Consider the following 11,655-nt stretch of genomic DNA (forward strand, 5'->3'; position numbering starts at 1 on the left):
TTTTGTAAAATATACAATAGTTCTAGAGACCTAATTTGCGACTTTGAAGTCCGAATAGGATGAAAAGTTGCTCATTTGTACATCTAGATAGGTAACTTTTGAAAAAGGTGTAGGACCTTTTCGGATTTCTTGGATAAATTTTGCCATAGTGGCAGAGGAGTCTGCCTGAGCAAGAATTTCCACTGTGCCATCGTCGTTATTCCAGACACGACCAGTGATGCCACCGATTTCAAGAGCTAAAGTAACAACACCCCAGCGAAAACCAACACCCTGCACCCTGCCTTGGGCAATCATTCTAACCTTTTGCATACCAAACCCCTTTGATTGTGTTATAATATTTCTATGACTATTATAACCTCAAAAGCCAATTCTGTGGTAAAAAATGCCAAGAAATTACATCAAAAAAAATATCGAAAGTCTGCTTATTTGATTGAGGGCTGGCACTTGTTTGAAGAAGCTGTTCAAGCAGGAGTGACGATTGAAAAGGTCTTTGCCCTAGAAAGTTACCGAGATCAGCTAGCTGCTTTTCCTCAAACTATCTGGGTTTCAGAGGAGATTTTGCGGGATTTGGCAGATACGCAAACTCCTCAAGGGATTATTGCAGTGATTCAAAAAGAGGAAGTGGGACTGCCTGATCTCCATCAGGGTAAGTTTCTATTTTTAGAAGATGTCCAAGATCCTGGCAATGTGGGTACCATGATTCGAACGGCGGATGCTGCAGGTTTTACAGGGGTTATTGTTTCAGACAAGTCAGCAGATATCTACAGTCTCAAGACCCTGCGTTCCATGCAAGGAAGTCATTTTCACTTGCCTATCTATCGTATGCCTCTTGCCACCTTTGTAGAGGAGGCAAAGAAGAGCAATTTGCCTATTCTGGCAACGACCTTATCGAGAGATTCAAAGGATTATCGTGAGCTTTCTCCCTTAGAAAACTTTGCTTTAGTTATGGGAAATGAAGGACAGGGGATTAGTCATATCATGGCTGAGAGTGCTGACCAGCTGATTCATATAGGCATGAAAGGTCGAGCGGAAAGTCTCAACGTGGCAGTTGCAGCAGGCATTTTGATGTTTTATTTCAGCTAATTTATAAAATCTTTGTTATAATCAAGACATATTTATAGAAAAAGGAGAATCAGAATGAATCAAACGATTATTCAAGAACGTTCAGGTCTCAATCAATTTTACGCTAAGGTTTACGCCTTTGTGGGACTTGGAATAGGTCTATCGGCTCTCGTGTCAGCTTTGATGTTGACAGTCTTTCAGTCCCAATTGGTCTACTTTTTAATGCATGGCCGTCTCTGGTTGATGATTGCAACTTTTGCAGAACTTGCTCTGGTCTTTGTTGCAAGTAGTATGGCTGCCAAAAATAGCCCAGCAGCTCTCCCAGTATTTTTAGTTTATTCTGTTTTAAATGGCTTTACGCTCAGCTTTGTCGTAGCCTTCTATACACCTGGGACCGTCTTATCAGCCTTTGTATCCAGTGCCCTTCTCTTCTTTATCATGGCGGCAATCGGAATTTTCACTAAGAAAGATTTGAGTGGAATGGGCCGAGCTTTGATGGCGGCGCTTGTTGGTCTCATCATTGCTATGGTTGTGAATCTATTTTTAGCCAATAGCTTCTTTGACTACATGATTAGTATTGCCATGGTCTTGGTTTTCTCAGGTTTGATTGCTTGGGACAACCAAAAGATTCGCTATGTTTATGAGCAGTCACGAGGGCAAGTAGCGACAGGATGGGTCATCTCAATGGCGCTCAGCATCTATCTAGACTTTATCAACCTCTTCCTTAGCATCTTACGAATCTTTGGTCGAAACGATTAATGAATGACAGAGTCAGTGTTCAAAAGAGCACTGACTTTTTCTTATTTACTCTTTTCTTTTCTTGGAAATAGGTGTATAATGCTTTTAACTAATTTTTGAGGAGCTGTTTATGAAGAAAAGTTTTATTCATCAACAAGAAGAAATTTCCTTTGTGAAGAACACTTTTACCCAGTATTTGAAAGATAAGTTAGAAGTTGTTGAAGTTCAAGGTCCTATTTTGAGCAAGGTCGGGGATGGGATGCAGGACAACCTGTCAGGTGTCGAAAATCCAGTATCCGTCAAGGTCTTGCAGATTCCAGATGAAACCTATGAAGTCGTTCACTCACTTGCCAAATGGAAACGCCATACCTTGGCTCGTTTTGGTTTCGGTGAAGGTGAAGGTCTGTTTGTTCACATGAAAGCCCTTCGTCCGGACGAAGATTCGCTTGATGCGACCCACTCAGTTTATGTGGACCAGTGGGACTGGGAGAAGGTTATCCCAAATGGTCAACGCAATATCGCCTATCTCAAAGAAACCGTTGAGAAGATTTACAAGGCTATCCGTCTGACAGAGCTAGCCGTAGAAGCACGCTACGATATCGAATCCATCTTGCCAAAACAAATCACCTTTATCCATACAGAAGAGTTGGTGGAACGCTATCCAGATCTAACACCGAAAGAGCGTGAAAATGCGATCTGTAAAGAGTTTGGTGCAGTCTTCTTGATTGGTATCGGTGGCGAGTTGCCTGATGGCAAGCCTCATGATGGCCGTGCACCTGACTACGATGACTGGACAACAGAGTCTGAAAATGGCTACAAAGGGTTAAATGGGGATATTCTAGTTTGGAACGAATCTCTTGGCTGTGCCTTTGAGCTTTCCTCAATGGGGATTCGGGTAGATGAAGATACCCTTCGTCGCCAAGTGGCTCTTACAGGAGACGAAGATCGTCTGGAGTTGGAATGGCATAAGGCACTGCTCAACGGTCTTTTTCCATTGACAATCGGTGGGGGGATTGGACAGTCTCGGATGGCCATGTTCCTTCTTCGTAAGAAACACATCGGAGAGGTCCAGACCAGTGTTTGGCCTCAAGAAGTTCGCGATACGTACGAAAATATTTTGTAGAGAATCGAACCGCAAGGTTCGGTTTTCTTTCTCTTTTTGCCTATAATTTGGTATAATAAACGGTATGAAAATCGTATCAGGAATCTACGGGGGGCGACCCCTCAAGACGCTAGAAGGCAAGACGACGAGGCCGACATCGGATAAGGTGCGTGGAGCTATCTTTAACATGATAGGTCCCTATTTTGAGGGTGGTCGTGTCTTGGATCTCTATGCTGGCAGTGGTGGTTTATCCATTGAGGCAGTCTCGCGTGGGATGTCCTATGCTGTCTTAGTGGAACGGGATCGAAAGGCGCAAGCTATCATCGCTGAAAATATCCAAATGACCAAGGAAGTTTCTAAATTTCAGCTCGTAAAAATGGAAGCTGATCGTGCTCTAGAGCAAGTCGGAGGGACATTTGATCTGGTCTTTTTAGACCCTCCCTATGCCAAGGAACAAATCGTTGCAGATATCGAAAAAATGGCAGAAAGAAACCTTTTCTCCCAAGAGGTCATGGTTGTCTGCGAAACCGATAAGTCTGTAGAACTCCCAGAAGAAATCGCCTGCTTAGGCATCTGGAAGGAAAAAATATATGGGATTAGTAAGGTGACAGTTTATGTCAGATAAAATTGGATTATTTACAGGATCATTTGATCCGATGACAAATGGACATCTGGATATCATTGAACGCGCCAGCAAACTCTTTGATAAGCTTTATGTCGGGGTGTTCTACAATCCCCACAAACAAGGCTTTCTCCCCGTTGAAAATCGCAAACGAGCAGTTGAAAAAGCCGTAGCACATTTAGGTAATGTAAAGGTGCTGGCTTCTCATGATGAATTGGTAGTCGAAGTTGCAAGGAGACTGGGAGCCAAAACTCTTGTCCGTGGCTTGCGAAATGCTATAGACTTGCAATATGAGGCTAGTTTTGACTACTACAATCATCAACTGGCTTCAGAAATCGAAACCATTTACCTATATAGTCGCCCAGAGAATCTTTATATTAGCTCTTCGGCCGTGAGAGAACTTCTGAAGTTTGGTCAGGAGATTCAGCAATATGTCCCAAACAGTGTTGTGGAGGAATTAGAACATGAAGAAAAAAACTAGATGGCCCTTATATGTCATCCTAGCACTAGTATTGACTTTTTTAGCCTTTGTAGTACCTTTACCTTACTACATAGAAGTTCCAGGTGGAGCGGAAGATATTCGTCGCGTTTTGAAAGTCAATGAAACAGAAGACACAGAAGCAGGAGCTTACCAGTTTGTAACAGTCGGCATTCGACACGCAACCCTGTCGCATCTTGTCTATGCTTGGTTAACACCTTTCACAGATATTAGAAGTGCCAAGGAGACTACGGGTGGCTCTACTGATGCAGAATTTATGCGGATCAATCAATTCTACATGCAAACTTCTCAAAATATGGCCAAGTATCAAGGTTTGAAGACGGCTGGAAAGGATATCGAACTCAAGTATCTGGGAGTTTATGTCTTGACGGTGACGGACAATTCAACTTTTAAGGACATTCTGAACATCGCAGATACCGTGACGGCTGTTAATGACAAAACATTTGATAGTTCAAAAGACTTGGTCGACTATGTCAACTCTCAACAATTAGGGGACACGGTCAAGGTAACCTATGAAGAAGACGGAAAAGTCAAGTCTGCAGAAGGTAAAATTATCACTCTCGAAAACGGAAAAAACGGGATTGGGATTGGCTTGATTGACCGTACAGAAGTGACCAGTGACGTTCCAATTCGCTTCTCCACAGCTGGTATCGGGGGACCAAGTGCTGGTCTTATGTTTAGTCTAGCTATTTACACCCAGATAGCAGATCCAGGACTTCGTAATGGCCGCGTCGTTGCGGGAACGGGAACCATTGATCGCGATGGAAATGTTGGAGACATCGGTGGAATTGACAAAAAAGTGGTTGCAGCCTCTCGTCAGGGAGCTAACATCTTTTTTGCTCCTGACAATCCAGTCACTGAGGAAGCAAAAAAAGCAGATCCCAATGCGAAAAGCAACTATGAAACAGCCCTAGAAGCTGCTAAAACGATCAAAACAGAGATGAAAATCGTTCCCGTTAAGACCTTGCAGGATGCGATTGATTACCTTAAAAACAATCCCTAATTCGTAGAAAAATTGAAAACTAGCGCGCAAGCGGATAAGATGGTATAATAGTCAAATGGTTCAATTATTATTCACTCTAAGTAGTCATATACTCTTTATTTATTTGAGTTTTTACCTTTTGAAGGATCTTGTGAGATGGGAAAAGGTTTTAAAAGTGACCGCTACTAACACAAAAAAAGTTCGTTTGTTGGTAGGTTTCTTTAGTATTGTGATGGGCTACATCTTGAGTTCATTCTTTATCGGTTTGTACCAACTGTGGCAAGAAGCACTTAGAGGACTATTATAAAATCAAAAGTAAAGGAAACAACTATGGAAAAAATTGTGGTTCAAGGCGGAGATAATCGTCTGGTCGGGAGTGTGACGATCGAGGGAGCAAAGAATGCAGTCTTGCCCTTGTTGGCAGCGACAATTCTAGCAAGCAAGGGTAAGACAGTCTTGCAGAACGTCCCAATCTTGTCAGATGTTTTCACCATGAATCAAGTGGTTCGAGGTCTGAATGCCAAGGTGGACTTTGATGAGGAAGCTCATGTTGTCGAGGTTGATGCGACTGGTGATATCACGGAGGAAGCTCCATACAAGTATGTCAGCAAGATGCGGGCATCCATCGTTGTCTTGGGACCAATCCTTGCTCGTGTAGGCCATGCCAAAGTTTCTATGCCAGGGGGATGTACCATCGGGAGTCGTCCAATCGACCTCCACCTCAAAGGTTTGGAAGCTATGGGGGCAAAGATTACCCAGACAGCTGGTTACATCGAAGCCAAGGCAGAACGCCTGCATGGTGCTCATATCTACATGGACTTCCCAAGTGTTGGCGCAACACAAAACCTGATGATGGCAGCGACTCTAGCTGATGGTGTGACGGTCATCGAAAATGCTGCGCGTGAGCCGGAAATTGTTGACCTTGCTATTCTCCTTAATGAAATGGGAGCCAAGGTCAAGGGAGCTGGTACCGAAACCATCACAGTGACTGGTGTTGAGGAACTCCATGGTACGACCCACAATGTGGTACAGGACCGTATCGAAGCCGGAACCTTTATGGTGGCTGCAGCTATGACTGGCGGAGATGTCCTCGTTCGCGATGCAGTCTGGGAACACAATCGCCCCTTGATTTCAAAACTCCTTGAAATGGGCGTTGAAGTGACAGAGGAATCAGAAGGCATTCGTATTCGTTCTCAACTTGAAAATCTCAAGGCTGTTCATGTAAAAACCTTACCACATCCAGGATTCCCAACAGATATGCAGGCGCAATTTACAGCTCTTATGACAGTCGCAAAAGGGGAATCCACCATGGTGGAAACGGTGTTTGAGAATCGCTTCCAACACTTGGAGGAAATGCGCCGTATGGGCTTGCACTCAGAGATTATCCGTGACACAGCTCGTATTGTTGGGGGACAGGCTTTACAGGGGGCAGAAGTTCTATCAACGGACCTTCGTGCTAGTGCGGCCTTGATTCTGACAGGTCTGGTAGCGCAAGGAGAGACAGTTGTTGGTAAATTAGTCCACCTTGACAGAGGTTACTACCGCTTCCATGAGAAGTTGGCTCAGCTAGGAGCGAAGATTCAGCGGATTGAGGCAAATGATGAAGAAGAATAAAAATATACGTTATGTACTCCGTCGCTTACTGTTGATTTTTATTGTACTCTTGCTGGGATTCCTTGCCTTAGGAATCGGCTTGATGATTGGCTACGGGATTCTAGGAAAGGGACAGGATCCATGGGCGATTTTGTCTCCAGCGAAATGGCAAGAATTGATTAGTAAATTTACAGGAAATTAGACTGGGAGGCCAGTCTTTTTCTAGAGATATAAGGAGAAAAATGGACAAAAAAACAAGACAAGCTCTGATAGGGTTACTTCTATTCTTACTCTTGGCTGCTGGAAGCTACTACATCAAGCAGATGCAGACAGCGCCAAACACCCCTAGAACCAAGGTTAGTCAGAAAAAACAAGCTTCAGAAGCTCCCAGTCAGGAGCTGGCTGAAAGTGTCTTAACTGAGTCAATCAAAAATCAAATCAAGGGGGGGCTCGAGTGGAATGGAGCAGGGGCCTTCATTGTCAATGGCAATAAAACCAATCTAGATGCCAAGGTTTCCAGCAAACCCTATGCGGATAATAAAACAAAGACAGTGGGAAAAGAAACAGTTCCAACTGTTGCCAATGCCATCTTATCCAAAGCGACTCGGCAGTATAAGAATCGTGAAGAGACTGGAAATGGCTCAACCTCTTGGACGCCACCAGGATGGCATCAGGTTAAGAATCTAAAGGGAGCCTACACACATGCAGTTGATAGAGGACATCTGCTGGGCTATGCCTTGATAGGTGGTTTGGATGGTTTTGATGCCTCTACCAGCAATCCCAAGAATATTGCAGTTCAGACGGCTTGGGCAAACCAAGCACAGGCTGAAGATTCGACAGGTCAGAACTACTATGAGAGTTTGGTCAGAAAAGCCTTGGACCAAAATAAGAGGGTCCGTTATCGGGTGACGCTCCACTATGCAACAAATGAGGACCTAGTTCCATCGGCTTCACAAATCGAAGCCAAGTCTTCAGATGGCGAATTGGAGTTCAATGTCCTAATCCCCAATGTTCAAAAGGGAATCCAGCTTAATTACCAAACGGGTCAAGTAACAGAGATGGACTAGAAACAATAGATACTATAAAAACAGCTCCTTTGTCTTCTAGAGGCAGGGGAGTTGTTGTTTAAATGAAAAATAATGTGAATCCTGAGGGATTTTATGATATAATGGAACACAAGATACTATTTTAGGAGAAGGACTATGGAAGACCCGAGCAGTCAGAATTTGTTGCTACAGTTTGTATTGTTATTTATCTTGACCCTGTTAAATGCTTTTTTCTCAGCCACTGAAATGGCGATGGTGTCACTAAACCGTTCCCGAGTGGAGCAAAAGGCAGAAGAGGGAGACAAACGTTACATTCGTTTGTTAAAGGTACTTGAAAATCCTAACCACTTTTTATCAACCATTCAAGTCGGTATCACCTTGATCACGATCTTGTCAGGGGCAAAATTGGCAGATACACTTGGACAAGTAATTGCCTCTTGGATGGGGAATGGAGAAACAGCTTATGCCATTGCAAGTTTCCTCTCTTTGGCATTCTTGACCTACATCTCTATTGTTTTTGGTGAACTCTATCCTAAACGGATTGCCCTTAATCTAAAAGATGCCTTAGCCATTCGCTCTGTTCCGATTATCATTGGGCTTGGGAAGATTGTCAGTCCCTTTGTCTGGTTGTTATCTGCTTCAACCAATCTCTTGAGTCGTTTAACGCCAATGACCTTTGATGATGCGGATGAAAAAATGACTCGAGATGAAATTGAGTACATGTTGACCAAAAGTGAGGAAACTTTGGATGCAGACGAAATCGAGATGTTACAAGGGATTTTCTCTCTAGATGAGCTGATGGCGAGAGAAGTCATGGTTCCTCGGACGGATGCCTTTATGGTGGATATTCAGGATGATAGTCAAACCATTATCCAAAGTATTCTAAAGCAAAATTTCTCACGTATCCCTGTTTATGATGGGGATAAGGACAATGTGATTGGTTTGATTCATACCAAGCGTTTGCTAAACGCTGCCTATGCAGATGGCTTTGAAAACATTGTCTGGAAGAAGATCTTACAAGATCCACTCTTTGTTCCTGAAACTATTTTTGTGGATGACTTGCTAAAAGAATTGCGAAATACCCAAAGACAAATGGCCATTTTGCTCGATGAATACGGTGGTATGGCTGGACTGGTCACACTGGAAGACCTGCTGGAGGAGATTGTCGGAGAAATCGACGATGAGACAGACCGAGCAGAAATCGAAGTCCATCAAATCGGTGAGGACACCTATATTGCACAGGGAACCATGAATCTTAACGACTTCAATAACTACTTTGGTGTCGAACTAGAAAGCGATGATGTGGATACCATCGCCGGTTATTATTTGACGGGTGTTGGTACGATTCCAACAACTGAAAAAATCAGTTATGAACTGGTCAGTCAAAACAAGCAAATCGTCCTGACCAATGATAAGGTGAAAAATGGACGTGTTACCAAGGTAAAAGTTCAAATCACAGAACTAGAACCTGAAGAAGAAACAGAATAAAGCAGTGACTTGAGTCACTGCTTTTTGTAAATCTAGATGGTAGGTTCAGTTATCCCCACTTATTAGGAATACTAAAAAAGCCCGGTTTTACGAGCTTTTCATTTGGTTAATTCCTGTTAATTCAGGTACTGAAAGGCGGTAGACGGATTTGAACCGACGATCAAGCTTTTGCAGAGCCGTGCCTTACCACTTGGCTATACCGCCTCAACGTTTATTATTATACCTTGAAAATCATTTCCCGTCAATAGTTTCTTATTCTAAAATCCAATTTAGGAAAACAGATGATGATCGAAGAAGTGAGAAAAAGCTTGTAAAAATCCCATTCTAAAGAGGGTCAGACTAGAAAGTATTTCTTGCAGAAACAAACAAAGAATGCAAGAATTTTGACAAATAGAAGTTTTTTGAGGAAATGCGCCTAAATATTCTGAAAATTCGTTTACTTTTTAAAAAATATATGTTATAATTTCCAATAAGCCTAAATTTTTCAAAGAGGAGTTAACAATATGAAAAAAAGTAGAGTATTTGTCGCAGCAGGAATTGCCCTATTAGCAACTGGCGTTTTAGCTGCTTGTGGTTCTTCAAAATCATCTGATTCTACAGCGCCAAAAAATTATGGCTATATTTATTCAGCTGACCCAGAAACTTTGGATTACCTCATTTCAGGGAAACAAAGTACTAAGGTTGCCACTTCAAATGGTATCGATGGTCTTTTCACAAACGACAAGTATGGGAACCTAGTCCCTGCAGTTGCAGAAGACTGGTCAGTTTCAAAAGATGGTTTGACTTATACCTACAAGATTCGTAAGGGTGTCAAATGGATGACATCAGATGGCGAAGAGTATGCTGAAGTGACAGCTAAAGACTTTGTAAATGGCTTGAAACACGCAACTGATAACAAGTCTGAAGCACTTTATCTAGCAGAAGATTCAGTTAAAGGTCTAGCTGACTATAAAGCTGGAAACAATAAAGATTTTGCTTCAGTCGGTGTAAAAGCAGTTGATGATTATACCCTTGAATACACTTTGAACAAACCAGAACCATACTGGAACTCTAAGCTAGCCTACTCAATCTTCTGGCCATTGAACGAAGATTTTGAAAAATCAAAAGGGGCTGACTTTGCCAAAGCAACTGACCCTACATCATTGCTTTACAATGGTCCGTTCTTACTGAAAGGTTTGACTGCTAAATCTTCTATTGAATTCGCTAAGAATGAAAATTACTGGGACAAAGATAATGTTCACATTGATAAAGTAACCCTTGCTTTCTATGATGGATCAGACCAAGAGTCAATTGAACGTAACTTTACAAGTGGAGCCTATAGCTATGCTCGTCTCTTCCCAACAAGTTCAAACTACTCTAAGGTAGAAGAAACATACAAAGACAATATCTACTACACTCCATCAGGACCTGGTATTGCTGGTTTGGGTGTGAATATTGACCGTCAAGGTTACAAATACACTTCTAAAACAACTGATGAAGAGAAGACTTCTACCAAGAAAGCCCTTCTTAACAAGGACTTCCGTCAGGCTTTGAACTTCGCCTTTGAGCGTACTTCTTACTCAGCACAAATTAATGGTAAAGAAGGTGCTCCTCTTGCAGTTCGTAACCTCTTTGTGAAACCAGGTTTTGTCTCTGCAGGTGAAAAAACTTTCGGTGACTTGGTAACTGAAAAGATGGCTGCTTACGGTGATGAGTGGAAGAATGTTAACTTTGCGGATGGTCAAGATGGACTCTTCAACGCCGATAAAGCCAAAGCTGAATTTGCCAAAGCTAAGACTGCTTTGGAAGCAGAAGGTGTGAAATTCCCTATCCACTTGGATATTCCAGTTGACCAAACAAATAAGGGTCTTATTGCTCGTATTCAATCCTTCAAACAATCCGTTGAAACAGTACTTGGTGAAGGAAACGTAGTCATTGATATTCAACAAATTTCTAAAGATGAGTTGCACAATATCACATACTATGCCGCAAACGCTGCAGCAGAAGATTGGGATCTCTCAGGAGCAGTTGGATGGAGCCCAGACTATGAAGATCCATCAACTTACCTTGATATCTTGAAAACAACTAACAGCGAACAAACAAAAACTTACATGGGTTATGATGATCCAGCAAATGCAGCAGCTGCCCAAGTTGGTTTGAAGGAATACGATAAGTTAGTTGATGAAGCTGCAAAAGAAACCAATGACTTGAATGTGCGTTATGAAAAATATGCGGCTGCTCAAGCTTGGTTGACAGACAGCTCCCTCTTCTTGCCAGCTATGTCATCAAGTGGTGCTGCACCATTCATTTCTCGTGTTGTACCATTCACAGCATCATACAGCCAATCTGGAGATAAGGGCTCAGACGTATACTTCAAGTATATTCAGTTACAAGATAAGGTTGTAACAAAAGCTGACTATGAACAAGCTCGTGAGAAATGGCTCAAAGAGAAAAAAGAATCAAACGAAAAAGTTCAAAAAGAATTGACAAATCACGTTAAATAAATAACTCTCAAGAGAACTTTCTCTCCATGAGGAGAAGGTT

At 42.4% G+C, this 11,655-nt stretch carries 13 protein-coding genes and 1 tRNA gene; 12 read left to right on the forward strand and 2 right to left on the reverse strand.

The window, feature by feature from the left end:
- Positions 1 to 30: 30 nt before the first annotated feature.
- Entirely contained in the window at positions 31 to 309 is a 279-nt protein-coding gene (locus TZ92_RS02025) for an acylphosphatase (protein WP_001174609.1), read from the reverse strand.
- A gap of 33 nt (positions 310 to 342) precedes the next feature.
- Between TZ92_RS02025 and TZ92_RS02030 the strand changes: the two genes are divergently transcribed.
- The 11 genes from TZ92_RS02030 (at position 343) to TZ92_RS02075 (ending at position 9,132) form a co-directional block, all read left to right on the forward strand.
- Positions 343 to 1,083, forward strand: a complete 741-nt coding sequence (locus TZ92_RS02030; protein ID WP_045594513.1) for a TrmH family RNA methyltransferase — start codon at positions 343 to 345, stop codon at positions 1,081 to 1,083.
- Positions 1,084 to 1,137: 54 nt separating this feature from the next.
- Entirely contained in the window at positions 1,138 to 1,821 is a 684-nt protein-coding gene (locus TZ92_RS02035; RefSeq protein WP_033629302.1) for a Bax inhibitor-1/YccA family protein, read from the forward strand.
- A 109-nt stretch (positions 1,822 to 1,930) separates the two neighbouring features.
- Positions 1,931 to 2,923 (forward strand): aspartate--ammonia ligase, encoded by a 993-nt coding sequence (gene asnA, locus TZ92_RS02040; protein ID WP_000747998.1) that lies wholly within the window; start codon positions 1,931 to 1,933, stop codon positions 2,921 to 2,923.
- A 64-nt stretch (positions 2,924 to 2,987) separates the two neighbouring features.
- Positions 2,988 to 3,527, forward strand: coding sequence for a 16S rRNA (guanine(966)-N(2))-methyltransferase RsmD (gene rsmD / locus TZ92_RS02045; protein WP_033629303.1), 540 nt, complete (start codon positions 2,988 to 2,990; stop codon positions 3,525 to 3,527).
- Complete coding sequence (coaD, locus tag TZ92_RS02050; protein WP_033629304.1) at positions 3,517 to 4,005, forward strand: pantetheine-phosphate adenylyltransferase; 489 nt, start codon at positions 3,517 to 3,519, stop codon at positions 4,003 to 4,005. The genes rsmD and coaD overlap by 11 nt, the downstream gene beginning before the upstream one ends.
- Positions 3,989 to 5,026 (forward strand): SepM family pheromone-processing serine protease, encoded by a 1,038-nt coding sequence (locus tag TZ92_RS02055; protein WP_033629305.1) that lies wholly within the window; start codon positions 3,989 to 3,991, stop codon positions 5,024 to 5,026. The genes coaD and TZ92_RS02055 overlap by 17 nt, the downstream gene beginning before the upstream one ends.
- 55 nt (positions 5,027 to 5,081) lie before the next feature.
- Positions 5,082 to 5,312, forward strand: a complete 231-nt coding sequence (locus TZ92_RS09510) for a DUF1146 family protein (RefSeq protein WP_071788240.1) — start codon at positions 5,082 to 5,084, stop codon at positions 5,310 to 5,312.
- A 23-nt stretch (positions 5,313 to 5,335) separates the two neighbouring features.
- A complete protein-coding gene (gene murA, locus TZ92_RS02060; protein ID WP_033629306.1) occupies positions 5,336 to 6,619 on the forward strand; it encodes a UDP-N-acetylglucosamine 1-carboxyvinyltransferase in 1,284 nt (427 codons plus the stop codon).
- Positions 6,606 to 6,800, forward strand: coding sequence for a DNA-directed RNA polymerase subunit beta (locus TZ92_RS02065; protein ID WP_000739700.1), 195 nt, complete (start codon positions 6,606 to 6,608; stop codon positions 6,798 to 6,800). The genes murA and TZ92_RS02065 overlap by 14 nt, the downstream gene beginning before the upstream one ends.
- A gap of 40 nt (positions 6,801 to 6,840) precedes the next feature.
- Positions 6,841 to 7,665, forward strand: coding sequence for a DNA/RNA non-specific endonuclease (locus TZ92_RS02070; RefSeq protein WP_033629307.1), 825 nt, complete (start codon positions 6,841 to 6,843; stop codon positions 7,663 to 7,665).
- A gap of 135 nt (positions 7,666 to 7,800) precedes the next feature.
- Positions 7,801 to 9,132 carry a hemolysin family protein gene (locus TZ92_RS02075; RefSeq protein ID WP_033629308.1) on the forward strand — a complete coding sequence of 444 codons (1,332 nt, stop codon included), beginning with the start codon at positions 7,801 to 7,803 and terminating at the stop codon, positions 9,130 to 9,132.
- 133 nt (positions 9,133 to 9,265) lie between these two features.
- On the opposite strand, the gene TZ92_RS02080 is transcribed toward TZ92_RS02075, so the two are convergent.
- Positions 9,266 to 9,336: transfer RNA gene (locus TZ92_RS02080), tRNA-Cys, on the reverse strand.
- 299 nt (positions 9,337 to 9,635) lie between these two features.
- Between TZ92_RS02080 and TZ92_RS02085 the strand changes: the two genes are divergently transcribed.
- Positions 9,636 to 11,615 (forward strand): peptide ABC transporter substrate-binding protein, encoded by a 1,980-nt coding sequence (locus TZ92_RS02085; RefSeq protein WP_033629309.1) that lies wholly within the window; start codon positions 9,636 to 9,638, stop codon positions 11,613 to 11,615.
- Positions 11,616 to 11,655 lie beyond the last annotated feature (40 nt).

This window comes from Streptococcus oralis subsp. oralis (assembly GCF_000960035.1).
GTDB classification, from domain to species: Bacteria; Bacillota; Bacilli; order Lactobacillales; family Streptococcaceae; genus Streptococcus; species Streptococcus oralis_G.

What these genes read in the sequence shown, in the direction of transcription:
- TZ92_RS02035 (WP_033629302.1), top strand. Translation starts at nt 1,138, where the DNA reads ATGAATCAAACGATTATTCAAGAACGTTCAGGTCTCAATCAATTTTAC.
- TZ92_RS02065 (WP_000739700.1), top strand. Translation starts at nt 6,606, where the DNA reads ATGAAGAAGAATAAAAATATACGTTATGTACTCCGTCGCTTACTGTTG.
- asnA (WP_000747998.1), top strand. Translation starts at nt 1,931, where the DNA reads ATGAAGAAAAGTTTTATTCATCAACAAGAAGAAATTTCCTTTGTGAAG.
- TZ92_RS02025 (WP_001174609.1), bottom strand. Translation starts at nt 309, where the DNA reads ATGCAAAAGGTTAGAATGATTGCCCAAGGCAGGGTGCAGGGTGTTGGT.
- TZ92_RS09510 (WP_071788240.1), top strand. Translation starts at nt 5,082, where the DNA reads ATGGTTCAATTATTATTCACTCTAAGTAGTCATATACTCTTTATTTAT.
- coaD (WP_033629304.1), top strand. Translation starts at nt 3,517, where the DNA reads ATGTCAGATAAAATTGGATTATTTACAGGATCATTTGATCCGATGACA.
- TZ92_RS02070 (WP_033629307.1), top strand. Translation starts at nt 6,841, where the DNA reads ATGGACAAAAAAACAAGACAAGCTCTGATAGGGTTACTTCTATTCTTA.
- murA (WP_033629306.1), top strand. Translation starts at nt 5,336, where the DNA reads ATGGAAAAAATTGTGGTTCAAGGCGGAGATAATCGTCTGGTCGGGAGT.
- TZ92_RS02055 (WP_033629305.1), top strand. Translation starts at nt 3,989, where the DNA reads ATGAAGAAAAAAACTAGATGGCCCTTATATGTCATCCTAGCACTAGTA.
- rsmD (WP_033629303.1), top strand. Translation starts at nt 2,988, where the DNA reads ATGAAAATCGTATCAGGAATCTACGGGGGGCGACCCCTCAAGACGCTA.
- TZ92_RS02030 (WP_045594513.1), top strand. Translation starts at nt 343, where the DNA reads ATGACTATTATAACCTCAAAAGCCAATTCTGTGGTAAAAAATGCCAAG.
- TZ92_RS02075 (WP_033629308.1), top strand. Translation starts at nt 7,801, where the DNA reads ATGGAAGACCCGAGCAGTCAGAATTTGTTGCTACAGTTTGTATTGTTA.
- TZ92_RS02085 (WP_033629309.1), top strand. Translation starts at nt 9,636, where the DNA reads ATGAAAAAAAGTAGAGTATTTGTCGCAGCAGGAATTGCCCTATTAGCA.